Annotated in this window: 20 protein-coding genes and 2 pseudogenes; 12 read left to right on the top strand and 10 right to left on the bottom strand. The window is 71.4% G+C overall.

The window, feature by feature from the left end; genetic code table 11:
- The 5 genes and pseudogenes from BBK14_RS24995 to BBK14_RS24975 form a co-directional block, all read right to left on the bottom strand.
- A partial coding sequence (locus BBK14_RS24995) for a helix-turn-helix domain-containing protein (RefSeq protein ID WP_157904330.1) occupies positions 1–440 on the bottom strand: 440 nt, incomplete at its 3' end.
- On the bottom strand, positions 437–859 hold the full coding sequence (tnpA, locus tag BBK14_RS24990) for an IS200/IS605 family transposase (RefSeq protein ID WP_071065689.1): 423 nt from the start codon (positions 857–859) through the stop codon (positions 437–439). The genes tnpA and BBK14_RS24995, both read right to left, overlap by 4 nt.
- Before the next feature lie 116 nt (positions 860–975).
- On the bottom strand, positions 976–1,200 hold the full coding sequence (locus BBK14_RS39140) for a hypothetical protein (RefSeq protein WP_071065688.1): 225 nt from the start codon (positions 1,198–1,200) through the stop codon (positions 976–978).
- Positions 1,201–1,452: 252 nt separating this feature from the next.
- Positions 1,453–2,175 (bottom strand): enoyl-CoA hydratase/isomerase family protein, encoded by a 723-nt coding sequence (locus BBK14_RS24980; protein ID WP_083391235.1) that lies wholly within the window; start codon positions 2,173–2,175, stop codon positions 1,453–1,455.
- Positions 2,176–2,183: 8 nt separating this feature from the next.
- A pseudogene (locus tag BBK14_RS24975) lies at positions 2,184–2,846 on the bottom strand (SDR family NAD(P)-dependent oxidoreductase).
- Between the two features lie 224 nt (positions 2,847–3,070).
- Between BBK14_RS24975 and BBK14_RS24970 the strand changes: the two are divergent.
- The 7 genes from BBK14_RS24970 to BBK14_RS24945 all read left to right on the top strand — a co-directional run bounded on the left by BBK14_RS24970 (position 3,071) and on the right by BBK14_RS24945 (position 10,027).
- The gene (locus BBK14_RS24970; RefSeq protein WP_071065687.1) at positions 3,071–3,910 is read left to right on the top strand and encodes an enoyl-CoA hydratase/isomerase family protein; all 840 of its coding nucleotides are present in this window, start codon (positions 3,071–3,073) and stop codon (positions 3,908–3,910) included.
- Positions 3,907–4,599 carry a hotdog family protein gene (locus BBK14_RS24965; RefSeq protein ID WP_083391234.1) on the top strand — a complete coding sequence of 231 codons (693 nt, stop codon included), beginning with the start codon at positions 3,907–3,909 and terminating at the stop codon, positions 4,597–4,599. Before BBK14_RS24970 ends, BBK14_RS24965 begins: the two co-directional genes overlap by 4 nt.
- Positions 4,596–6,260, top strand: coding sequence for a class I adenylate-forming enzyme family protein (locus BBK14_RS24960; RefSeq protein WP_071065685.1), 1,665 nt, complete (start codon positions 4,596–4,598; stop codon positions 6,258–6,260). The genes BBK14_RS24965 and BBK14_RS24960 overlap by 4 nt, the downstream gene beginning before the upstream one ends.
- Positions 6,247–8,034: a class I adenylate-forming enzyme family protein gene (locus BBK14_RS24955; protein WP_241831827.1), complete on the top strand. Its 1,788-nt coding sequence runs from the start codon at positions 6,247–6,249 to the stop codon at positions 8,032–8,034. Before BBK14_RS24960 ends, BBK14_RS24955 begins: the two co-directional genes overlap by 14 nt.
- Positions 8,031–8,477, top strand: a complete 447-nt coding sequence (locus tag BBK14_RS42990) for an amidohydrolase family protein (protein ID WP_241831826.1) — start codon at positions 8,031–8,033, stop codon at positions 8,475–8,477. The genes BBK14_RS24955 and BBK14_RS42990 overlap by 4 nt, the downstream gene beginning before the upstream one ends.
- Positions 8,387–8,770: an amidohydrolase family protein gene (locus BBK14_RS42985; protein ID WP_338045498.1), complete on the top strand. Its 384-nt coding sequence runs from the start codon at positions 8,387–8,389 to the stop codon at positions 8,768–8,770. The genes BBK14_RS42990 and BBK14_RS42985 overlap by 91 nt, the downstream gene beginning before the upstream one ends.
- Positions 8,771–8,893: 123 nt before the next feature.
- Entirely contained in the window at positions 8,894–10,027 is a 1,134-nt protein-coding gene (locus tag BBK14_RS24945) for an RNA-guided endonuclease InsQ/TnpB family protein (protein ID WP_241831825.1), read from the top strand.
- Between the two features lie 493 nt (positions 10,028–10,520).
- On the opposite strand, the gene BBK14_RS24940 is transcribed toward BBK14_RS24945, so the two are convergent.
- Positions 10,521–10,841 (bottom strand): DUF1905 domain-containing protein, encoded by a 321-nt coding sequence (locus tag BBK14_RS24940; protein ID WP_241831824.1) that lies wholly within the window; start codon positions 10,839–10,841, stop codon positions 10,521–10,523.
- A 505-nt stretch (positions 10,842–11,346) separates the two neighbouring features.
- Between BBK14_RS24940 and BBK14_RS24935 the strand changes: the two genes are divergently transcribed.
- On the top strand, positions 11,347–11,562 hold the full coding sequence (locus BBK14_RS24935; protein WP_071065683.1) for a hypothetical protein: 216 nt from the start codon (positions 11,347–11,349) through the stop codon (positions 11,560–11,562).
- A gap of 361 nt (positions 11,563–11,923) precedes the next feature.
- Here BBK14_RS24935 and BBK14_RS24930 read toward each other — a convergent pair whose 3' ends face one another.
- Both BBK14_RS24930 and BBK14_RS24925 read right to left on the bottom strand, forming a co-directional pair.
- Positions 11,924–13,198, bottom strand: a complete 1,275-nt coding sequence (locus BBK14_RS24930; protein WP_071065682.1) for an acyl-CoA dehydrogenase family protein — start codon at positions 13,196–13,198, stop codon at positions 11,924–11,926.
- Entirely contained in the window at positions 13,198–14,358 is a 1,161-nt protein-coding gene (locus BBK14_RS24925) for an acyl-CoA dehydrogenase family protein (protein ID WP_071065694.1), read from the bottom strand. The genes BBK14_RS24930 and BBK14_RS24925 overlap by 1 nt, the downstream gene beginning before the upstream one ends.
- A gap of 360 nt (positions 14,359–14,718) precedes the next feature.
- Here BBK14_RS24925 and BBK14_RS24920 point away from each other — a divergent pair, with 360 nt between their 5' ends.
- The 3 genes from BBK14_RS24920 to BBK14_RS24910 all read left to right on the top strand — a co-directional run bounded on the left by BBK14_RS24920 (position 14,719) and on the right by BBK14_RS24910 (position 18,811).
- Positions 14,719–15,753, top strand: a complete 1,035-nt coding sequence (locus tag BBK14_RS24920; protein ID WP_071065681.1) for an NAD(P)-dependent alcohol dehydrogenase — start codon at positions 14,719–14,721, stop codon at positions 15,751–15,753.
- Positions 15,754–15,845: 92 nt separating this feature from the next.
- Positions 15,846–17,363 carry an acyl-CoA synthetase gene (locus tag BBK14_RS24915; protein ID WP_071065680.1) on the top strand — a complete coding sequence of 506 codons (1,518 nt, stop codon included), beginning with the start codon at positions 15,846–15,848 and terminating at the stop codon, positions 17,361–17,363.
- Entirely contained in the window at positions 17,360–18,811 is a 1,452-nt protein-coding gene (locus tag BBK14_RS24910; protein ID WP_071065679.1) for an aldehyde dehydrogenase, read from the top strand. Before BBK14_RS24915 ends, BBK14_RS24910 begins: the two co-directional genes overlap by 4 nt.
- Positions 18,812–18,861: 50 nt before the next feature.
- On the opposite strand, the gene BBK14_RS24905 is transcribed toward BBK14_RS24910, so the two are convergent.
- On the bottom strand, positions 18,862–19,896 hold the full coding sequence (locus BBK14_RS24905) for an NAD(P)H-dependent amine dehydrogenase family protein (protein ID WP_071065678.1): 1,035 nt from the start codon (positions 19,894–19,896) through the stop codon (positions 18,862–18,864).
- Positions 19,897–20,197: 301 nt separating this feature from the next.
- On the opposite strand from BBK14_RS24905, the gene BBK14_RS24900 reads away from it, so the two are divergent.
- The gene (locus tag BBK14_RS24900) at positions 20,198–21,382 is read left to right on the top strand and encodes an amidohydrolase family protein (RefSeq protein ID WP_071065677.1); all 1,185 of its coding nucleotides are present in this window, start codon (positions 20,198–20,200) and stop codon (positions 21,380–21,382) included.
- Between the two features lie 78 nt (positions 21,383–21,460).
- On the opposite strand, the pseudogene BBK14_RS24895 reads toward BBK14_RS24900, so the two are convergent.
- A pseudogene (locus tag BBK14_RS24895) lies at positions 21,461–22,921 on the bottom strand (aldehyde dehydrogenase family protein).
- Between the last annotated feature and the right edge of the window lie 196 nt (positions 22,922–23,117).

Below are 23,117 nucleotides of genomic sequence, written 5' to 3'. Positions count from 1 at the left end.
ACCTTGACGTGACCCACACCCTGAAGCCGGACCCGAGTCCGGGTGGGATGCTCAGGCTGGGAGTTCCAGCGGCAGCCGTCCCCGTCCCTCGGCCACTCGACCGTGTCGAACCGGCCCGCGCCCTTGAACCGCGGATAGCCGGGGGTCTCGCCTGCTTTGACCCGGCGGAAGAARCCGGCGAACGCCTTGTCSARGCGACGCAGGGTGGCCTGCTGGGAGGAGAACGACCAGCGGCCCTGATCCGGGTCGCAGGCGCGGATCTCCYTGAGCTGGGCGGACTGGTCGCCGTAACGAACCGTCACCCGCGACGCGCTCCGGTAGGCGTCGCGTCGTTCCTGCAACGCGGCGTTGTACAACACCCGATGATCATCAAGCATCGCCGTCAACACGGCGGCCTGCCGCGCCGTCGGGCGGAGCAGGAACCTGAACGCCCGCCTCACCGGGCCCGCTCCACACGCCACGGCCACTCGTCCCCGGTGTCGACGTACCGGCGGACAGTCTCGGGCGAAACCGCGCCGACGGTGGCAGCGACGTACGACCGCGACCACATGGCCGGCAACCAGGACCGTAGATGCCCGAACTCCTCGCGCAGCACCCGGGACGTCAACCCCTTGAGCTGGTTGGCGACAGACGACGGGAAGTGCCTCGGGTGAAGCTTGACGAACAGGTGCACAGGGTCGGGCGTGACCTTCGACGCTGCGACTGTCCACTTGTGCCCGGTGCACTTCCGCCGGATCAGCTCCTCACAGCGGTCATGGACAGGAGCGGCGAACACGGGGTGGCGGTACTTCGAGCACCACACGACGTGACATCCAAGATCGTAGACGCCACCCGCGCCCACCCGCATCCCCCGAACCATGATCCGAACATACCAGCGACGTACACCCATGGTTACGGTCCGCGCCCGATTGCCCTGACGCCTGAAAGCGCCAGTCCCCCCGGGCAATCTCGATGGGACGCAGCGTGGTCAGCGCGCTAGCCGTCGAGTACCCGGACCGGGTCGCCGTCGCCGTCGCCGTCGATCCCGCCTACCTGCTCCCGGGCGAGACGGCCGGCGCGATCGGGCCGATGCTCGACCTGCTCGCCGACACCGACCCGGCGCCGTTCGTCCAGCAGCTGGTGGGCGGCATGGACTCGCCGGCGCGGCTGCCGGCCCTGCGGACCTGGCAGGTGCGCCGGATCGCCGGGATGGCCGGCCACGTGCTGCGGCAGTCGCTGGAGGCGCAGACGACCGGGATGGCCCTGCACTCGCGCAGCGAGCCGTATCTGCGCCGACGGCGCTGCCCAGTGCTGACCTTCTACGCCGACCCGGCGCGGGCCGCGGTCGAGCGGGCCGTCTTCACCGACCCCCGATCGCGCGTGGTGACCTGGGAGGGTGCCGGCCACTGGCTGCACAAGGAACCGCCCGGCCGAGTTCAACACGCTTGTCACCGGCTGGCTCGCGTCGATCGCCTAGCTGAAACTCGGGCGACCGCGGCGCGGGCGCGGGACACAGCCACGGCACACAGTGACAGCACACGGCGGAGGTGCAATGCGCGCGGCGGTGGTCGCCCCTGGCGGGCAGTACGAGATTTCCGAGGTGCCGGACCCGTCGCCGGGTCCTGGTGAGTTACTTCTCCCGAGCGCCAGTGCCGCTGCCAGCAGCTCGTCCGGTGGCACCACCCGGTTGACGAGGCCCCAGCGCAGGGCCTCCTCCGCGGGTATGGGATCACCGGTGAGCGCCAGCTCCAAGGCCCGGGCGATCGGCAGCCGCAGCGGCAGCCGGGTGCCGCCGCCCGCGGCGAACAGGCCGCGCTTGACCTCCGGGAGGCCGAAGTTCACGCCCGCCGCGGCGACGACCAGGTCACAGCGCATCATGACCTCGAAGCCGCCACCGAGGCAGCTGCCGTTCACCGCACCCAGCAGAGGTTTCCGGAAGTCCCGCAATCCATCGAGGGCCTGCATGACGGGTGCGAGATTCTCACCCTTGGACAGCGCCTTCAGATCGAGACCGGCGCAGAACGTACGGTCGCCCGCGCCGGTGAGAACGATGCTGCGTATCTCGTTGTCACTCTCCGCGCGGGTGAGCGCGTCGACGAGGCCTTGACCGACCTCGCCGTTGAGAGCGTTGCGCGCCTCGGGACGGTTGATGGTGACGACGAGCGAGCCGCCGACGAGCTCGGTCAGAATGCTCATGCCCCGGCCTACTTCGGGGCGAAGCGCTGGCCGCCGTCGAGGCGGATGGTGGAGCCGTTGAGCATGGGATTCTCGACCTCGGGTCAGGCCGGTCTGGAACAGACTCGGTGCGATGGCGTTCACCCGGATCCCGAGAGAACCGAGCTCACGGGCCATCGTCAGGCTCATCGCGGCCACCCCGCCCTTCGCCGCGGTGTAGGCGATCTGTCCGATCTGCCCCTCGAACGCGGCGATCGACGCGGTGTTGATGATCACGCCTCGTTCGCCGTCGGCGTTCGGCGCGTTGCGGCTCATGTGCCACGCGGCGAGGCGGGCCACGTTGAACGTGCCCGTCAGGTTGAGATCGATGATGCCCTGGAACGTCTCGATCGACAGCGGGCCGTCCTTGCTCAGCGTGCGCCCGGGAATCGCCCCGCCGGCGGTGTTCACGACGACGTCGATCCCCTCCAGCGCGGCCACCGCGGTCTCGATGACGCCTTCCATCCCCGCGAAGTCGGTGACGTCACAGGCATGGAAACTGCCCTTGAGACCTTCGGCCACCGCCGCGCCGTCGCTGCTGTCCCGGTCCAGGATCGCCACCCGCCCACCGCGAGTCGCGATCAGCTCGGCCGTCGCCCTGGCCATCCCGGACGCGCCGCCACGACGACCGCCCGCAACCCCTTCAGTTCCACGCTGTCCCTCTCCTGCGCGTCGGGAATGATCCGACCGCAGCCTAAACCTAAATCTCTATATATATGCCACGGGTCGGCGGTCGCAGTCACGCGCCCGAGGTTCTCGCCCGCCGGCACACCCTCTCGTTGATCGGACGCGCGAGGTTATGCTATATCTCTATATATTTTGAGGGTTGCGAGCTACCATCGCCGCGATACACCGACAAGGCGGAGTGGCGGGACACATGACGTCGACCTACTCGACCATCCGGTACGAGACAGGGCCCGACCGGGTCGCGACGATCACCCTGGACCGGCCCGAGGCGCTGAACGCCTTCGACCGGCGGATGTGCGGGGAGATCCGCGATGTCTGGCAGCGGGTGAAACTGAACCCGGAGGTGCATGCGGTGGTGCTGCGGGCGGCCGGGGACCGGGCGTTCTGCGCCGGGCTGGACGTGAAGAAGCCGTTCGGCCAGCCCGAGGACGTGTGGAACCACGAGGACCCGGGCGAGCTGCTCAGCCCGAAGTGGCAGAAGTGCTGGAAGCCCGTGGTGTGCGCGGTTCAGGGCATCTGCACCGCTGGTGCGTTCTACTTCCTGAACGAGGCCGATGTGGTGATCTGCTCGTCGGACGCCACGTTCTTCGACTCGCATGTCACCTACGGTCGGGTGTGCGCGGTGGAACCGATCGGGCTGATGCGGAAGATCGGGCTGGGGGAGACGCTGCGGATCGCGTTGTCGGGCAACGACGAGCGGGTCTCGGCCCAGACCGCGCTGCGCATCGGCCTGGTGACCGAGGTCGTGGACCGCGCGCGGCTCTGGGAGCGTGCCCACGAGATCGCGGCGGGGATCGCGCGCAAGCCGTCGGCCGCCACGCAGGGAACCGTGCGCGCCATCTGGGAGTCGCTGGACCGGCCGTACCGCGCGGCGATGGAGCAGTCGCTGATCTACACCCGGCTCGGCAACCCGATCGGGATGGCCGAGGCGGAGGCGGATGCCAAGGAGTCGCCCGCGGGTGGCACGGGCGGGACGGGCGGGACGCCGGACGGGAATCCGACGGCCGGGCGGCCGTGGAGGTTGCGGTGACCGACCTGACCCCGGCCCCGGCCCCGCCCTCGCCCTGGACGTTCGGCGTTGAGCCGCTCCCGGAGACCGTCGAGGCGGCGGAGCGGTTACGGCAGGTCATCGGTCTACTGCTCGCGCTCGAGCATCCCGACCCGGCGGTGGACGCCCTGCTCGCCGCCCTCGACGTGGCGCAGCGGCTGCTGGGCCGGCGCGTCCCGGCCGACCCGGCGCCCCGCGTGGGCACGGCGGCGGACGGCGACGGCCGCGTCTACCTGGACCACTCCCGCCACATCGGCGCGTTCAATCCCTGCTTCCCCGGTTACGAGATCGCCGTCGACGGCGACCGTGCCGAGGGCACGGTCAACTTCCCGATCGCCTACGAGGGCCCGCCGGGCCTGGTCCACGGCGGTTTCCTCGCGCTGTTCTTCGACGCGGTGATCCAGCACCACAACTGCGACCTCGGCCTGGCCGGGAAGACGGCGGGGCTCGCGCTGCGCTACCGGCGGCCCGTCCCGCTGCGCACCGATCTGCGCTTCGTGCTGGCCCGGTCGGCCGACGGGCCGCGGATCAGGACCACCGGCCGGCTGCTGGCCGGTGACCCCGCCGGTGACCCCGCTGGTGACGTCGTGCTGTGCGAGGCGGAGCTGGACGCGGTCAAGGGCGACCGGGCCCGGCTGCCGGACGTCTCACCGCGGAGGGCGCAGTCATGATCGCCACGACCGTCGACGCCGGGGACGGGACGCCGCTGACCGTCCCGGCACTGCTGCGCCGGCAGGCCGACCGGTACGGCCCGCGGGTCCTGCTCGCCTGCGACGAGGACGTGCTCACCTACGCCGACGCCGACCGGCGGTCAAGGGCGCTCGCCCGCGGCCTGCTGGCGGTGGGTGCCGGCCGCGGCACGCACATCGGGCTCCTGCACCCGAACGGGAGCGAGTTCGTCGTCGGCTGGCTCGCCGTCGCGCGGATCGGCGCGGTGAGCGTGCCGCTGAGCACCTTCTCCACCGGCGCCGAGCTGCGGACCCTGCTGCGCAACGCCGACATCGGGGTGCTGCTGAGCGCGCGTTCCCACCGCTCCCACGACTACGTCGCGGCGCTGCGGGACGCCGTCCCCGAGTTCGGTGAGGCCGCGGCACCACCCCTGCTCGCCCCGTCCATGCCGGTGCTTCGGCACGTCTTCGTCGGCTCGACGGCGGATGCCGAGCCCGGGATGGCAACCGACGGCGGGGGCGGCGCCGGTCCCGCCTGGGAGGTGCACGCCCTGCTGACCCGGGGCACCGAGGTGGGCGAGGACGTCGCCCGCGCGGCCGAGGACGCGGTGCACGCGAGTGACCGGCTCGTGATCGTGCATACGTCGGGGTCGACGAGTGTGCCGAAGGGTGTGATCCACACCCATGGCGCGCTGATCCGCCACCTCGCAAACCTGAACGAGATCCGCCGCTACACCGCCGACGACGTGCTGTTCTCGAACTCGCCGTTCTTCTGGATCGGGGGGTTCGCCTACGCGCTGCTCGGCACGCTGCTCGCCGGCGGCCGGCTGGTGTGCTCCAACGCGCCGAGCGCCGCCGGTGTGCTCGACGTGCTCGAGCGCGAGCGCCCGACGATGGTCAACGGCTACGCGCAGTCGGTGGCGCGCCTGCCCGCCGACCCGACGTTCGCCCGCCGTGACCTCTCCTCGATCCGGCGCGGGAACCTGTACGCGCTCATGCCGAGCGACGTCCGGCCGGCCGACCCGCAGCTGCGCCACCAGATGCTCGGCATGACCGAGACCGGCAGTGTGTGCCTGGTCAGCGAGGACGAGGGCGACCAGCCCGAACACCGGCGCGGCTCGTTCGGACGTCCGGCGCCGGGTTTCGAGGCCCGGATCGTCGATCCCGAGGACGGGCGGGTGCTCGGCGCGGGCGAGGTGGGGGAGCTGTGGCTGCGGGGCCCGTTCCTGATGGAGGGCTACTACGGGCGGGAACGCCACGAGGCGTTCGACGCCGACGGCTGGTACCACTCCGGTGACCTGTTCGTCGTCGACGACGAGGGGTTCTTCTACTTTAAGGGCCGGGGTGGCGACGTCATCAAGACGGCCGGCGCCAACGTCTCGCCGCTCGAGGTCGAGGCCGCCATCCGGGACGTCGCCGAGCTGACCGCGCACGTCGTCGGCCTGCCGGACGCGGCTCGCGGCGAGATCGTCGCCGCGGCGGTCCGGGTGCCCCCCGGGCGGACCGTCGACCCCGACGGGCTGCGCCGCCGGCTGGCCGAACGCCTGTCCGCGTACAAGGTCCCCCGGCGCATCGTGCCGATCGCCGACGACGAGGTGCCGACGATGTCCAGCGGCAAGATCGACATGACCGCGCTCAAGGAGCTGCTCCGTGCCGCCGGATGACTCCCTGCCCGACCCCGCGCTGTCTGAAGAGGCGGTGCTGTCCGAAGCGATGCCTGAGGAGGCGGTGCTGCCCCATGCGCCGGTGCTGCCGGGCCAGCTGACCATCCCGGCGCTGCTCGCGACCCGGCGGCGCCTCGACGGCGCGGTCCAGGCGTTCGTCAGCGACGACGAGGAGATCACCTTCGCCGAGCTCGACGACGCGAGCCGGACCCTGGCCGGGCGGCTGGTCGGCGCCGGCGTCACCAAAGGCAGCAGGGTCGGGCTGGTGATGCCGAACGGCATCGGGTGGGCGACCGCCGCGCTGGCGGTGATGCGCGTCGGTGCCGTGCTCGTCCCGCTGAGCACCCTGCTGCGGCCGCCGGAGCTGCTCGCCCAGCTTCGCGCCGCCGCCGTCACCCAGCTGGTCGTGGTGCCGCGGCTGCGCGGCCGCGACCACCTCGACGAACTGGCGTCGGCGGCGCCCGGGCTGACCGAGCATGCCCGGCGCGGCCGCCCGCACCCGGATCTCCCGTCACCGCGCTGGATCTGGACCTCGGACGAGTGGACCTCGGACGAGCTGCCCGCCGGCGCCGCACCGGCGCCGCTCGTCGAGGCGCTCGGCCGGGCCGTCCGCCCGGCCGACGACCTGGCCGTGCTGTTCACCTCGGGCAGCCGCGACACCCCGAAGGGGGTGCTCCACACCCATGGCAACGGGCTGCGGGCCGTCGCGTCCAGCCTGGACAGCCGCCGCATCGGGCGGGGCGAACGGCTCTACATCCCGATGCCGTTCTTCTGGACCGGTGGGTTCGGCGGCGGACTGCTCTCGGCGCTCGTCGCCGGCGCCACCCTGCTCACCGAGGCCGTGCCGGAACCGGCCCGCACGCTGCGGTTCCTGGAGCGCGAACGGGTGACGCTGTTCCGCGGCTGGCCCGACCAGGCGGCACGGCTCGCCGCGCATCCGGCGTTCGCCACCACCGACCTGTCGACGCTGCGGCCCGCGAGCCTCGGCGCGGTGCTGCCGCCGGCGGCGCGGCCGGGGCCGGGCGCCCGGGCGAACCTGTTCGGGATGACCGAGACCTTCGGGCCGTACTGCGGTTCGCGGCTCGACACGGACCTGCCCGCCGGCAAGCACGGCAGCTGTGGCCGGCCGTTCACCGGTGTCGAGGTGCGGATCGCCGACCCGGAGACCGGAACCGTCCTCCCGCCCGGTACCGAGGGCGAGATCCTGCTGCGTGGGCCGAACGTCATGCGCGGCATCGCCGGCCGGCACCGCGCGGACGTGTTCGACGCCGACGGGTTCTATCCCACCGCGGACCGCGGCCTGCTCGACGCCGACGGCTACCTCTGGTATCGAGGCCGCCTCGACGACATGTTCAAGGTCCGGGGCGCGACGGTCTACCCGATGGAGGTCGAGGCGGCGCTGCGTGCGCTGCCCGGCGTCACCGACGCCTACGTCACCGACGCCTACGTCACTGCCGCCCAAGTCACGGACGTCTCCACCGGACCGGGAGCCGCGGGCGCCGCGGGCGCCGCGGGCGCCGCCGGCGCCGCCGGCGCCGTGGGGGCGCGGGAGGTCGCGGCGGTGGTCGTCGCCAGCTCACTCGACGACCCGGACGAGCTGGCCGAGCAGGCCCGGGCCAACCTGAGCAGCTTCAAGATCCCGACCCGCTGGCTGATCGTCCGCGCCCCCCACCGGGTGCCGCGGCTGGCCAGCGGAAAGGTCGACATCGACGCGCTCCGCCGCCTCCTCGTCGAGGAGGGCACCGCGGGTTCCCGGAAGGTGAGGTCAAGGTGAAGGCCATCGACTGCCTGGTCAACGTGGACATGGGGGACAGCGCGCCGCCGGACTGGATGATCCGGGTGAAGGAGGACTACTTCAAGGGCGGGGCGGACTTCCTGCGCAGCCCGGAGCTTCCCGAGCTGGTCGACGCGATGGACGCGGCCGGTGTCGAGCGGGCGATCCTGATCTCCAAGGCGGGGCGGAAGGACGACCGGGCGCGGCGCTACGCCGAGGAGCGTCCGGACCGTTTCGCGCTCGGGATCGGCGGTTTCAACCTGCTGCGTCCGATGAGCGCGCTGCGCGCGCTGGAGTCGTTCGTCCGGGACTACCCGGTCGTGTACGCCACGGTCGGGCCGAGCACACGGGTATCCCGGGGCCGCCGATCCCCGCGGAGCCGCAGAACCCGATACATCTCGACCGGGTCTGTATCCGGTTCCCGGAGCTGCGGCTGTGCATGATCCACGGGGCTGATCCGTGGTGGGACACCGCGATCCGAATGATGATCAAATATCGCAATCTGCGGCTGATGACGTCGGCGTGGTCTCCCAGGCGGCTGCCGGCGTCGCTGCTGCACTACCTGTCGACCCGGGGCCGCGACCGGATCATCTTCGCCTCGGACCACCCGGTCCTGTCCATGTCCCGGTGCACCGGAGAGGTCGCCAACCTCGACCTGACCGACGAGGTCCGCCAGGCCTGGCTCCACGACAACGCCCAGTCCTTCTTCTTCGCGGAGCGCAAGCCGGGCCGGTAGGGAGGGAGACCACCCCCATGACCGTGGAACGTAGCGCGCAGGCCCCGTCCTTCAGGGCGGGGATAGCGCATCAACGATAGCGCGACAGGAAAGGTTGGTATCCTGTCAGCTATGGGGGGCGGGGTGGTGAAGCGGGCGTACCGCTACCGCTTCTACCCGACCCCAGAGCAGGCCGAGCAGCTCGCCCGTACCTTCGGCTGCGTCCGCTACGTCTACAACCGGGCGCTCGCCGAGCGGTCTCGCGCGTGGTTTTCCGAACAGCGCCGCATCACGCACGCCGAGACCGACAAGATGCTCACCGCGTGGAAACGGGACCCGGAGACGGCATGGCTCGCCGAGCCGTCGAAAGGACCCTTGCAGGCCACGCTACGGCACCTTCAGTCGGCGTTCGTGAACTTCTGGGAGAAGCGGGCCGGCTACCCGTCCTTCAAGAAGAAGGGCAGGACCCTCGATTCGGCGACCTACTTCCGGAACTGCTTCAGCTACCGGAACGGCGCTGTCACCCTCGCCAAGCAGGACCGGTCGCTGGACATCGTCTGGTCGCGTCCGCTGCCCGACGGCGCGGACGTGTCGCAGGTGACGGTGTCGCGGAACAGTCGCGGCCAGTACCACATCTCGATCCTGGTCGAGGAGACCATCATCACCCTGCCTCCGACATCGGGGCAGGTGGGGATCGATGCGGGGATCACGAGTCTGGTCACTCTGTCGACCGGGGAGAAGGTCACCAGCCCCCGGTACGAGCGTGCCGACCGGGCTCGGCTCGCCCGCGCACAGCGGGAACTGTCCCGCAAGGAGAAGGGCTCGGCGAACCGGGCGAAAGCCCGCGCGAGGGTCGCGAAGGTCCACGGCCGTATCCGGGACCGTCGCCGGGATCATCTGCACAAGCTGTCCACGAGGATCATCCGCGAGAACCAAACGGTGGTCATCGAGGACCTGTCCGTCCGCACCATGGTCCKCAACCATGCGCTCGCACGGGCGATCTCCGACGCATCGTGGTCGGAGCTGCGGACGATGCTGGAGTACAAGGCCGGCTGGTACGGCCGCACCGTGATCGCGATCGATCGTTTCTACCCGAGCAGCAAGACCTGTTCGGTGTGCGGGTCGATCGTCGAGAAGATGCCGTTGAACGTCCGGGAATGGGCCTGCCGCGGCTGCGGCACAGTTCACGACCGGGACGTGAATGCGGCGCGGAACATTCTGGCCGCGGGGCTCGCGGTGGCTGCCTGTGGAGATGGAGTGAGACCGCTTCGCTCCTGAAGCGAGGAGGCGTCCGTTGACGAAGCAGGAACCCGCATCGCGAGGTGCGGGAATCCCCGGCATTCATGCCGGGGAGGATGTCAAGACCGACCAGCTCACCGAGTTCGGCTTCGACCAGTTCTGGACCTGGGTCGGGCTCAGCCCGGTCACCGGCGCCCAGCTCAAGGACATGGCCGGGCCGCTGCGGGACAGCCGTCCGGGACCCGCACGGCATCCGGATCTGGTCGGTCCTCGTCACCGTCGGCGACCACATCGCGCCGGAACACCGGAGCGCCGGGCCGTGGGCCGGCTGGCCATCTACCTGCTCGGCTCCGGCGACATCCTGGTGCGGGTCAACGGCTGGGACCCGGCGGTGCTCGCCCGGTTCCGGGCCGACAAGCTCGTCCAGGGGTTCCGCGACGCGCGGGTGCATCCACTGGATCATGAATCCGGGGGCGCGTGGCGCATACCCGCATTCATGATCCGTCCAAGGTGCGGCCCCTGCCGGGGACGATCAAAGATCGATGAGTTCAACGGTCACGGCCGCGATGCCACCCGCGTCCAGGGCCTCAGCCTCGCGAACAGCGCGCTTGATGGGCAACGCATAGCTGCCACGCCCGCTGTCGGGAAAGATCGAGGTCGTCCACGTGCTGCCGCCGACCGTGACCCGCACCCGCAGCGACCCGAAGCCACGGCGCTGTCCGCCAGTCCGGTCGCGAATCTCTTCGGATGCCTCGGCGGGCAAGCTGACGAACGTCCAGCTGTCAGCGCGTCGGGTCTCCCAAATCCACAGCTCACCCTCGAAAACGACGACCACGAACTCAGCGTCGCACATGGGGCCGACAGTTCCTGGGGTGGGACGTCGCGATTTGGACGCTCGCCCCAGCCCGGCCCGCACTGGGCCCGGATCGACCGGCATAGCCGCCAGTGCCGTTCCTGCTACCCCGACGCCTCCACCCGGCATGGACCGCCCACGGTGGGTAGCGGACAGGGGTAGCGGCCGCTACCTCCCTGCCCCGGTGCCACTACCCGCTATATCGCCAGCGAGCGCAGTTCGGCAGCCGCCCGGACGCTCCGTGGTCCAGGTGCTCGACGGCGAGCACCGGCCGGCTGGCGGTGACCGACGACGGATGGTTGAGGCCCAGTCCTGTGGCGGTGACTTCGGCGCGTGAGAGGCATACTGCTGCCGGTGTCAGTTGGCTCGTCGTGCCGGCCTGTCCCACGACCGCGGTAGTGCCGCTGGCCACCTTTCCCGACGTCATCGGGGGCTTCCCACGTAGCGTCAGCATGACCCTCTCGGTACAGGGGGCGATCAGGTTCGCGACGAAGGGCATGTGACGATGGCGGACGTATCGGTGCGGTTGCAGGCGGAAGCCGGCGCCGAGATCGTTCTGAATCTGTCTGTCCTTCAGGCGATCCGGCTGGTCGAGGCCATCGCGAGCAGGGCCGCGGACATGATGCCCGAGCCCGGACGGGCACAGGTCGACCCACGTTGGCTGGTGCCGCACACCGGCCCGCAGACGGCAGCCGCGGCACCACTCCGGCCGGGCCAGTGAAGCGGTCCGGTTCTGCGACGCCGGCGGACGAGTACGTGACCGCGACGAGCTACAAGGTCACGCCTCTACCGGGTCAGGCAGGGGAGTAGGCGTCCCATGCGTCGAGAGCTGCCTGGGGTCGTTGCGTGAAGTCCGCGTCGAGGCCTCGGCGGCAGGCTATGCGTCGTAGTTAGCCCTCGGCGCCTTGTAGCAGCCCGGACTCGGGATGGGTGAGGATGATGCCGCCCTGGCTGCCGTGCTTCTCGATGTGGCTCCAGGAGTCGCTGTCGGGACCGTTGCCCGCCACGGGGACGTGGCCCTCGACGAACCGGTCTTCTCGGTTGCGGCACCCCCAGGTGAACTCGTGGAGGACGCAGGCAGATCAGGTACTGCTCCGTCCGCCGCTCGCCTGTGGCCCGCGCGGGACGTCCCGGAAGGGGCCGGTGTCGGCGCGGTGCTCGCGGGGCATGCCGAGCAGCCGTTCGCTGATCACATTGCGGGCCATCTCGGTCGTGCCGCCGCCGATACAGGCCGCCTGGCGGGCCAGGTAGCCGCGCGCGACCTGGGCGGAGGTCTCGTCGTGTGGTGCCCAGACCACCCCGGTGTCACCGCACAGCTCCGTCGCTATCGCCGCGCGGCGGCTGGTCGCGGTGCCGCTGAACAACCGGCACATGGCGGCGGCGTGGTGCGGCAGGGCGCCGGTGGCCATCTTGCGGGTGACCGACTCGACGAGGGCCCTGGTGACGAGGGCGAGTGTCTGCCCCTCGCCGATGAGGTCCCGGGTGCGGCTGTCGTCGATCGTGCCGAGGCGCCGGGCGGTCTCGAGCATCATCCGGGGCTCGTAGGGGCCGTCGTTCGGGCGGTTGCCGCTGCCGGTGACGTAGGGCGAGYCCCCGGAGATGGTCCGCTCGTGGTGGAGCCAGCGGGTGACGACGCCCCAGCCGGCGTCGACGTCGCCGACGCGGTCGTGGTCGGGTACGACGACGTCGGTCAGGTACTCCTGGCAGAACTCCTTCGAGCCGTTGACCAGCTCGATCCGGTGGGTGTCGACGCCCGGGGCGCTGACCGGCAGGCTGAACACGGTCAGCCCGATGTGTTTCCCGACGTCCCAGTTCGTGCGGGCCAGGCACAGCGCCCAGTCGCCGTACCAGGCGGAGGTGGTCCAGATCTTCGATCCGTTGAGGATCCACCGGTCGCCGTCGCGGGTCGCGGTGGTGACCGCGCCGGCGGCGTCGGACCCGCCCCCCGGCTCCGACAGGAGCTGGACCCAGATCTCCTCGCCGCGCAGCATCGCCGGGATGTGGCGCAGCTTCTGTTCGTGGGTGCCGAACTCCAGCAACACGGCCATGCACGGGATGAACGTCGACGCCTGGATCTCCGCCGGGTAGTCGTAGCCGCGGATCTCCCGGTTGAAGGCGGCCTGGTGCATCGGTGTCAGCCCCTGCCCGCCGTACTCCGCCGGCACGCAGATGCCGGCGAACCCGCCGTCGAACAGCCGGCGCTGCAACTCGCGGCAGGTGGCGACGCGGGCCAGCTCCTCGGCCTCGGGGCGCTGGGTCGCCGTCAGGAAGAATTCGGTGGTGTCCGGATCGGCGGGTGGCATGTTCTCGGCGAGCCAGCTTCGGGCGCGCGCGGTGAACTCCTCGCCTGTGATCATTACGCTCGTCCTCCGTCTGCCACGGCGGCCTCGACGAGGCGCACGAGCCGTTCGGTGAAGTAGGCCGGCGTGCCGAACAGCTGAGCGTCGACCAGAGCTCGGCGCAGGTAAAGGTGCAGGTCGTGTTCGTAGGTGACGCCGATCCCGCCGTGCAGCTGGACGCAGTCCTGGATCGCCTCGGGGCCGACCCGCCCGGCGTAGGCCTTGGCCGTGCTGGCCCACGTGCGGGCGTCGGCACGGCCGGTGCCGACCAGGCGCGCCGCCTTCTCGGTGACCGCCGCGCTCGCCTCCAGCTGGGTGCGCAGGTCGGCCATCCGGTGCTTGATCTCCTGGTACGACCCCAGCGGTCGGCCGAAGGAGTAGCGGTCGTTGGTCCATCGCAGGGTCAGCTCGAACGCGCGGTGCGTCGCCCCGACGATCTCACCGGCCTGCAGCACGGCGCTGATGTCGAGCAGCGCGGCGTCGTGGGCGTCGGCGGTGCCCGGCTCGCCGACCCGGGCGGTCACCGGCACGGTCACCGCCCGCAGCATCACCGCCTGGTAGCGGCGGGTCAGGTCGATGCTGTCGAGCGGGGTCGTCTCCACGCCGGGAGCGCCGAGCGGGACGAGGAAGTGCGACCGCGCGCCGTCGCCGGTGGCGCTGTCCGGACCGGTGGCGGCGACGAGGAGGTAGCCGTTCGGACCTCCCCGCTCGATGCAGGGGACCGTGCCGTCCAGGACGACCCGGTCGCCCGAGCGGGCGGACCGAACCTGCGCGCCCGCGCGCCCTCCGGTCCGCGGCGAGTGCCCCCAGGCGGCGGTGGCGCCTCCGTCGAGCAGCTCCGCCAGCGGGCCGGCGTGCAGCTCCGCCGAGCCCCACCGGCCCAGCGCCGCCGCGACGACGTTCGTCCCGATCAGTGGCCCCGGCGCGGCGTGCCGGCCGAACTGGAAGGTGACCGCCAGCAGGTCGGCCAGCCCGTTCCCGCTGACGGAACCACCGCCGGCGTGCTCCGGGACCAGCGGCGTCGTCCAGCCGAACTCGGCGCCCTGCTTCCACAGGGTGCCGTCGAATGTCTCGTCCTGCCGCGCCAGCTCGCGCACGCGGGACGGGGGGTATCTCGCCTCCAGGTACTGCGCCGTCGTGTTCCCGAGCAGATCCTGGTCCGCGGTCTGGGTGAACATCGTCCTCCTGGGGCGGTGCCCGAGGTCGGCGCCGTCGCCGTGGCGGTGCTGCACCGCGGGGCTGACGGGCGGTGGGGCCGCTGGGTGTCCAGTGGGCGCAGCCTACGCCCGCAGGCGGCAAAAGGTCTACATGTAATCCGGACCGGGATGTCGCGGGCGTGGGCCGCCGTGGGCCGCCGTGGGCGCGGACAGGCCGGGAGCGTCCGGTGGTGCGTCCTTGCCGGCGGCCGCCGCATCTGCCTACTTCTGGTGATATTGAAACATCTAGATCTATGACTTAGGGTTCCGGGTGAACGGCCCGCGTGCCGGAGACGCGCCGGCAGGCCGACGAGCGGACGACTGGAACTGGGAGAGCGCGGGATGAAGGCGACTGCGGCGGTGCTCCGGCAGGCGGACGGGCCCTACGTGCTCGAGGAGGTCGAGCTCGATCCGCCCGGACCCGGCGAGGTGCTGGTCCGCGTGGTGAGCGCCGGCATGTGCCATACCGACATCGTGCCGCGCCAGGACGGGGCGCCGGCGCCGCCGCCGATCATCACCGGGCACGAGGGCGCCGGCGTGGTCGAGGCTGTCGGCGAGGGCGTGGCGCGGGTGTCGGTCGGTGACTACGTGGTGCTTTCGTTCGACTCCTGCGGCGAGTGCCCGAGCTGCCGCCGGGGCGCCCCGCCCTACTGCGATCTGTTCCTGTTCCGCAATTTCTTCGGCCGCCGCCTCGACGGCACCACCGGTGTCCGCGACGCCGACGGGGGCGAGATCGCCTCACGCTGGTTCGGCCAGTCCTCGTTCGCGACCCACTGCGTCGCCGCGGAGCGCGGCGTCGTCGTGGTGGACCGGGACCTGCCGCTGGCGAAGCTGGGCCCGCTGGGCTGCGGCATCCTCACCGGCGCGGTGGGCCTCGCGGCGATCATGGCGGCGCGGGTGGCCGGCGCGGGCCCGATCATCGCGGTCGACCTCCACCGGCACCGGCTGGAGCTCGCCACCGAGCTCGGTGCCACCCACGTGCTGGACGGCGCCGGCACGGATCTCATCCCCCGGATCCAGGAACTGACGGGGGGCGGGGCCCGGTTCGGCTTCGACACCACCGGAAACGTCGCGGTCATCGCGACCGCCGTCGGCGCGCTGCGGATGGGCGGGCACTGCGGGCTGGTGGGCATCCAGACCGAGCCGATCACCTTCGGCCCGGTGGCGCTCCTCGGCAAAACGGTGTCGAGCATCCTCGAGGGCGGCGCCGACCCGCAGATCGTGATCCCGCGGCTCATCGAACTGTGGCGGGCGGGCCGCTTCCCGTTCGACCGGCTGATCGAGACCTACCCGCTCGAGGCGATCAACACCGCGGAGGAGGCCTCGCGGTCGGGCAAGGTCGTCAAGCCGGTCCTGCTCCCGTCCGGGCAGGCCTGATCCGTCGACGGCAGCGGCGCGGGCGAGTCCGCACCGAGGTGGCCCGGACCGAGGCGGTCCGCGCTGAGGGAGTCCGCACCGGAGGAGTGTGCATGGACATCGAGCATCCGAAGCGGTTCGCGGCGTCCGCGCCGGACCGACCAGCTGTGATCATCGGCGATCGGGTGTTGTCGTACGGGGAGCTGGAGCGGCGATCCAACCAGGTGGCGCAGGCGCTGAGGTCGTCCGGGCTCGGCGTCGGCAGCCACCTCGCCGTACTGATGGAGAACCGGACGGAGTACTTCGAGGTGGTCTGGGCGGCACTGCGCGCCGGCCTCCTGATGACTCCGATCAACTGGCATCTGTCGGCCGCCGAGGCCGGGTACATCGTCTCCGACTGCGGTGCCGCCGCGCTGGTCGTGTCCGCGCCCCGGGCCGACGTGGCCGCCGGGATCGACGCCCCGGCGCTGAAGGTGCGGCTCGCCGTCGGCGGGCCGGTCGACGGGTTCGACTCGTACGAGGAGGTCACCGGCGCCCAACCGGCGTCGCCGGTCGACGACGAGTGCGAGGGCAACTGGATGTTCTACTCGTCGGGCACCACCGGCCGGCCCAAGGGGATCACACCGGCGAGTGTCGGTGGCCCGGTCGGCGCGGGCGACCAGTTCACCGGGATGGTCAGGTTCCTGTACGGCGCCGACGAGTCGACGCGTTACCTGAGCCCGGCGCCGCTCTACCATGCCGCGCCGCTGGCCTGGGCGACCGCGGTCCACCGGATCGGCGGCACGGTCATCGCCACCGAGCGGTTCGACGCGCTCGAGTTCCTCCGGCTCGTCGAGCGGCACCGAGTGACCTTGAGCCAGGTGGTACCGACGCACCTCGTCCGGCTGCTGAAGCTGCCCGCGGCGGACCGGGCCCGGTTCGACCTGTCCAGCCTGCGGACGCTCGTGCACGCCGCGGCGCCCTGCCCGCCCGAGGTCAAGCGGGCCGTCCTGGACTGGCTCGGGCCGGTCGTGTACGAGTACTACTCCGACAGCGAGGGAGTCGGGTTCTGCGCCATCGGTCCCGAGGAGTGGCTCGCCCACCCGGGCTCGGTCGGCAGGTCGCTGCTGGCCCCGGTGCACATCGTCGACGGGGACGGCAACGAGGTGCCGCCGCGCACCGAGGGCCGGGTGTACTTCGAGGTGGCTCGGCCGTTCGCGTACCACGGTGACCCGGAGCGGACGGCCGGCGCGTTCGACGAACGCGGGTGGGGCACCTTCGGCGAGGTCGGCTGGGTGGACGAGGACGGCTACCTCTACCTCACCGACCGGGTGTCGAAGATGATCATCTCGGGTGGCGTGAACATCTACCCACGCGAGGTCGAGGACGTGCTGATCCTCCACCCCGCCGTCACGGATGTCGTCGTGATCGGCGTGCCGGACGCCGAGATGGGCGAGTCGGTGCGCGCGGTCGTCCAGCCGGCGGAGCCCCCCGCCGACACCGCTGTGCTCGAGGCGGAGCTCATCGCGTTCGCCCGGGACCGCGTCGCCCACTACAAGTGTCCCCGCTCGGTCGTGTTCCTGGCCGAGCTGCCGCGCCTGCTGACCGGCAAGGTCGCGCGGCGCCTGTTACCCCCGGAGGTGACCGCGTGACCACTGTGATCGAACGCGACCGGCTGCTCGTCGGCGGCCGCTGGCGCGAGCCCGCCTCGCCCGGCCTGATCGAGGTCCGCTCGCCGCACGACCAGCGCCTCGTGGCCACCGTCCCGGAGGCCGGCCAGGCTGACGCCGACGCGGCCGTCACCGCGGCACGGGCCGTCCTGGCGGATGGCGACTGGGCGGCGACCACCGGCGGCGAACGCGCCGGCCTGATCCGCAAGGTGTCCGGCGGGCTGCAGGCCCGGGCCGAGGAGCTGGCCGGGCTGGTCACCGACGAGATGGGCGCGCCGGCGAAGTTCTCGATCTTCGGCCAGGCCATCAGCCCCGCGCTCATCCTGGACGGCTTCGCGGACGTCGCCGAGCGGTTCGCCTTCACCGAGGAGCGGGCCGGCGTGATGGGGCCCTGCCTGGTGCAGAAGGTGCCGGTCGGGGTGGCGGCCGGGATCGTGCCGTGGAACGTGCCGATCTTCATCTCGTGCATGAAGCTCGGCGCGGCGCTGGCGGCCGGCGCCCCGATCATCCTGAAGCCGGCCCCGGAGGCGCCGCTGAGCTCGTTCCTGCTCGCCGAGGTGCTCCTCGACGCCGGCATCCCGGCGGGCGTGGTGAGCGTGCTGCCCGGCGGTGCCGACCTCGGTCGGTACCTGGTCGCCCACCCGGGTGTCGACAAGGTGTCGTTCACGGGGAGCAGCGCGGCCGGCCGGACGGTCGGGGCCACCTGCGGGGAGCTCGTGAAGCGGTGCACGCTGGAGCTCGGCGGCAAGTCGGCCGGCATCATTCTCGACGACGCCGACCTGGCGACCGTCGTCCCGCAGCTCCTCGACTCGGCGCTGCAGAACAACGGTCAGGTCTGCGCCGCGCAGAGCCGCATCCTGGCGCCGGCCGCGCGCTACGACGAGGTCGTCGACGCGCTCGCCGACCACGTGCGCACGCTGGTCGTCGGTGACCCGCGCGACCCCGGTACCGACGTCGGCCCGGTCGTCTCCGCCCGCCAGCGGGACCGGGCCGAGGGCTACATCGCCGACGGCCGGGCCGGTGACGCCCGGCTGGTGGTCGGCGGCGGCCGCCCCGCTGGCCTCGACCCCGGCTTCTACGTCGAGCCGACGCTGTTCGCCGACGTCGACAACGCCAGCCGGATCGCCCGGGAGGAGATCTTCGGGCCGGTGGTGACGGTGATCAGGTACGAGGGCGAGGACGAGGCGGCGGCCATCGCCAACGACTCCGAGTACGGTCTGTCGGGCTCGGTGTGGACCGCCGACACCGCCCGCGGCGTCGCGCTGGCCAGCCGGATCCGGACCGGCACCTGCGCGGTCAACTCGATCGCGATCGTCGAGCCGCGCAGCCCGTTCGGCGGGTTCAGGCAGTCCGGGATCGGCCGGGAGATGGGCCCCGAGGGCGTCGAGGCCTACACCGAGACCAGGACGGTCGTCCTGCCCTTCGGTTGACTCCACCTACCGGGCCGGCTCCCGGCCTTCGTCCGTCCTGGCGGGGCTGCTCATCGCGGTGGGCCGCCCGCGGCGAGGCCCGCCCCGAACACATGCCGGCCGTTGATGATCGGGAGGTCGAGGAAGGTGCGTATCCCGGGCTCCGCCCGGCAGACCGGCCCGATCGCGTGCACGGCGTGCATCGCCGTGCCGAGACAGCCCTGGTCGTTCTCGTCCTCGCCGTGGACGGCGATCCTGGACTCGAGCACCATCGACGGCTGGCCCTCGACGGTGACCCGCCAGCCCCGGCCGGTGGGCCAGTCCGGTGCCTGCCCGTGTCCGACGCGGGTGACGTGCTCGACGGTCAGCGCCGGGCGGCCCCCGATGACGGCGGTGCAGGAGAACCGCTGCGCCGAGACGGTTCCGGCCTCGATGCGACCGGCGCTGATGTCGAACGCCGTGTCGGTGACGGCCACCGCCCGGTCGTAGACGAGGTCGTCGACGGTGGCCCCGAGGCCGTCGGCGACCATCATGATCGGCGCCCGGAAGACGCCTCCGGCCAGCACCGGGTCGGACATCGGCACGGCGGCGCTGTCGTAGGTGGAGTAGTCGAGCAGTTCCTGGACGAGCAGGGAGTCGATCCGCCGGAACAGCGGGGACATGGTGAGGGGCAGCACCTCGGCTGCCCAGCCGGGTTCGATGCCGGTGCCGTGGAAGGACGTCCCGCCCTCGGCGCAGGCGGCCTCGAGCCGTTCGACGACGCGGCGGCCCGCGCTGCGCGGGTAGATGTGCGCCGTCACCGCCGTCGACACCACGTTCTTGCCCGCCGCGAGCAGCCGGCAGATGTCGTCGAGCGTGCCGGCCGGGTCCATCTCGCCCTGCGCCATGTACAGGACGCAGTCGGCGTCGAGGGCGACGATCTCGTCCCGGTTGCGGGTGGCCGGCACTCCGAGCTCGCCGACGCCGCAGAGCTCGCCGACGTCCCGGCCGGCCTTCGCGTCGCTGTACACCAGGGCGCCCATCAGTTCCAGGTCGGGATGCCGGCTGAGGGCCGCGACGGCGTGCCGGCCGACGTTCCCGGTGCCCCACTGGATCACTCGAAGCACGGTCGCCTCCTGGTCCCGTCGTGGCTGCGGGTACGCAAGATATCTAGATGTTAATGGGAGTGCAATGGGAGTGCAATGCCGCGGACGGACCGCTCGGACCGGCTCGTGCCGGGCTGGGTGAGACGGGGTCGGACGTCGTCCGGTCTCACGGGGCCGGCGGGTTTCCGGCGGTGATCGGGCGATCGTCGCGCGCCGGCCGCAGCGGACCGGACGTCCCCAGGCGACTGGAAAAGTCTAGATGTTATCGCCTAGACTCCGGGTGGCCGAGGAGTCCGTGGGGCCGAAACGGAGAGGACGCGCGATGGAGCTCGACTTCGGAGCGATCGACGCCGACAACCACTACTACGAGTCGATCGACGCGTTCACCCGGCACCTCGACCCCCGGTTCAAGACCCGGGGCGTCCGGGTCGTCACCGAAGGCAAGCGGACGCACATCCTCATCGGTGGGCGGGTCAATCGGTTCATCCCGAACCCGACGTTCAACCCGATCGTCGTGCCCGRCTGCCTCGACCCGCTGTTCCGTGGCCAGGTGCCCGAGGGGGTCGACCCGAGAACGCTGATGCGGGTCGAGCCGCTCAAGGTGGAGTACCAGGGCCGTGATGAGCGCGTCGCGGTGGCGGAGAGCCAGGGCCTCGACGCCGTCCTGCTGTTCCCGACCCTGGGCTGCGGCGTCGAGGAGGCGCTGAAGCACGACGTGGACGCGACGATGGCGAGCCTGTCGGCGTTCAACCGGTGGCTCGAGGAGGACTGGGGCTTCGTCCACCGCGGCCGTCTCGTGTCGGCGCCCATGCTTTCGCTGGCCGATCCGGAGGCGGCGCTGGCCGAGCTTGACAGCCTCGTCGAACGTGGCGCCCGCATCGTGCACATCCGGCCCGCGCCGGTGCCGGGCCGGCACGGCACGTCGCGGTCGCTGGGTGACCGCGCGCACGACCCGGTCTGGGCCAGGCTGGCGGAGGCCTCGATCCCGGTGGCCTTCCATCTCGGGGACAGCGGCTACAACGCCTTCACCGCCATGTGGGGAGGGTCCGCCAACTTCGAGGGCTACGGCAGGGTCAACACGCTGAGCAAGATCCTCGTCTCCGACCGGGCCATCCACGACACCGTCGCCTCCCTGGTCGTCGACGGGGTCCTCCACCGCCATCCGACCCTGCGCGTCGCGAGTATCGAGAACGGCTCTGACTGGGTGTCGCTACTGGTCAGGCGGTTGCGGAAGCAGGCGAACCAGACGCCGTGGGACTTCCCGGAGGAGCCCCTCGAGGCGATCCGCCGCAGTGTCTGGGTGACCCCGTACTACGAGGAGGACCTGCCGGTGCTGGCCGAGCTCATCGGGGTCGAGCGCGTGCTGTTCGGCTCCGACTGGCCGCACGGCGAGGGGCTCGAGCAGCCCCTGGACTTCCTCAAGGAGCTCGACGGCTTCAGCGGGGCCGAGGTGCGCAGGATCATGCGGGACAACGCGATCGAGCTCCTCGGCTCCGCGCCGCTCTGACGGCGCGGTCGCTCGGGCAGCGCGGTCACCCCGGTGCCCTGGCCGAGTCGCCGCCCGGGCGACCGGTGGCGAGGTTGGTCAGGCGGGCCACGCCACCGTCTTGGTCTCGGTGAAGATCTCCAGGCCCTCGATGCCGCACTGACGTCCGACACCGGACTGTTTGTAGCCGCCGAACGGGGCGTCGGCGCCGTACCACAGGCCGCCGTTGATGCCGAGCGTCCCGGTGCGGATCCGGCGTGTCACCGCCTTGGCCCGGTCCAGGTCACCCGACGTGATCACCCCGGACAGCCCGTACGGGGAGTCGTTGGCGATGCGGATCGCGTCCTCGTCATCCTCGAAGCCGATCACCACGAGGACCGGCCCGAAGATCTCCTCCTGCGCGATCGTCATCCCGGGCTCGACGTCGGCGAACAGCGTCGGCTCCACGAAGTACCCGCGGGTGAGGTCCGACGGCACGCCGCCGCCCACCACGACGCGCGCACCCTCCCGGCGGCCCTTCTCGATGTAGCCCAGGACCCGCTCCTGCTGCCGCTTCGAGACCTGCGGACCCTGCAGCACGGACGGATCGGTCGGGTCGCCGTACCGGACGTCCTCGAACGCCGCCCGGGCCAGTTCGACCGCCTCGTCGTAGCGCGAGTTCGGGACCAGCAGCCGGGTCGGCATCGCGCAGCCCTGACCGCCGTGCATGCAGACCATCGCGGCGGGCGGTACGGCCTTGGCGAGGTCGGCGTCGGCGAGGACGAGATTGACCGACTTGCCGCCCAGCTCGAGGAAGGTGGGCTTCACCGTGCCGGCGGCCGCGGCCATGACGCGGCGCCCGGTCGCCGTCGAACCGGTGAAGGCGACCATGTCGACGAGAGGGGAGGTGGACAGGACCTCGCCGACGAGGTGGTCGGAGGACGGAACGATGTTCACGACGCCCGGTGGGATGTCGGTGTGCTCGGCGATCAGCCGGCCGATGCGGGTGGCGTTCCAGGGGGTGTCCGGCGCCGGCTTGAGTACGCAGGTGTTACCCATGGCGAGGACGGGCCCGAGCTTGTTGAGCGCGATCTCGAACGGGAAGTTCCACGGCACGATCACGCCGACCACGCCGAGGGGCTCCTTCCAGACCTCGCGGGCGGACGGGAACCCGAACCCGAAGGCGTCCTTCGGGGGGAGCGTGCGCGACCAGGGGAACGACTCGATCATCTCCGCCGGCCAGCGCAGCGCCTCACGCAGCGGGGCGTCGAGCTGCGGCCCGTAGGTCGTGATCACGGGGCATCCGACCTCGGCGACGAGCTCGGCGCGCAGCTCCTCGGCCTCGCGCTCAAGGGCCGCCTGCAGTTACAGCAGAGCGGCGTGGCGGCCGGCGTGGTCATGGGACCACGCGGTCTGGTCGAACGCGGCGCGGGCCGCGGCGACGGCCCGCGCCATGTCGGCGGGGGAACCGTCGGCCGTGGTGCCGAGCACCTCCTCGGTGGCCGGGTTGACGTTGTCGAAGACGCGGCCGCTCGTGGCCTCGACGAGGCTGCCGTCGATCAGCATGCGGTGCTCGGGCATCAGTCCTCCAGGGAAGCTGACGTCGTGGACTGGCGGCCGACGTTACCGCATCGAAGCCAATAGATCTATATATATGTGTGATGGTGGAAGGTTGGGTGGACAGCGTCCGCTCACCAGGTTTCTGTGGCGGCCGGCCTGCTCCGTCGCCGAGTCGGGATCGCATCGCCTGGAAAAAATGTATATGTTTTGGTAGCCT

Origin of the sequence: Parafrankia soli (assembly GCF_001854695.1) — a bacterium.
GTDB lineage: Bacteria > Actinomycetota > Actinomycetes > Frankiales > Frankiaceae > Parafrankia > Parafrankia soli.
This window is presented reverse-complemented; position numbering and strand designations above follow the sequence as displayed.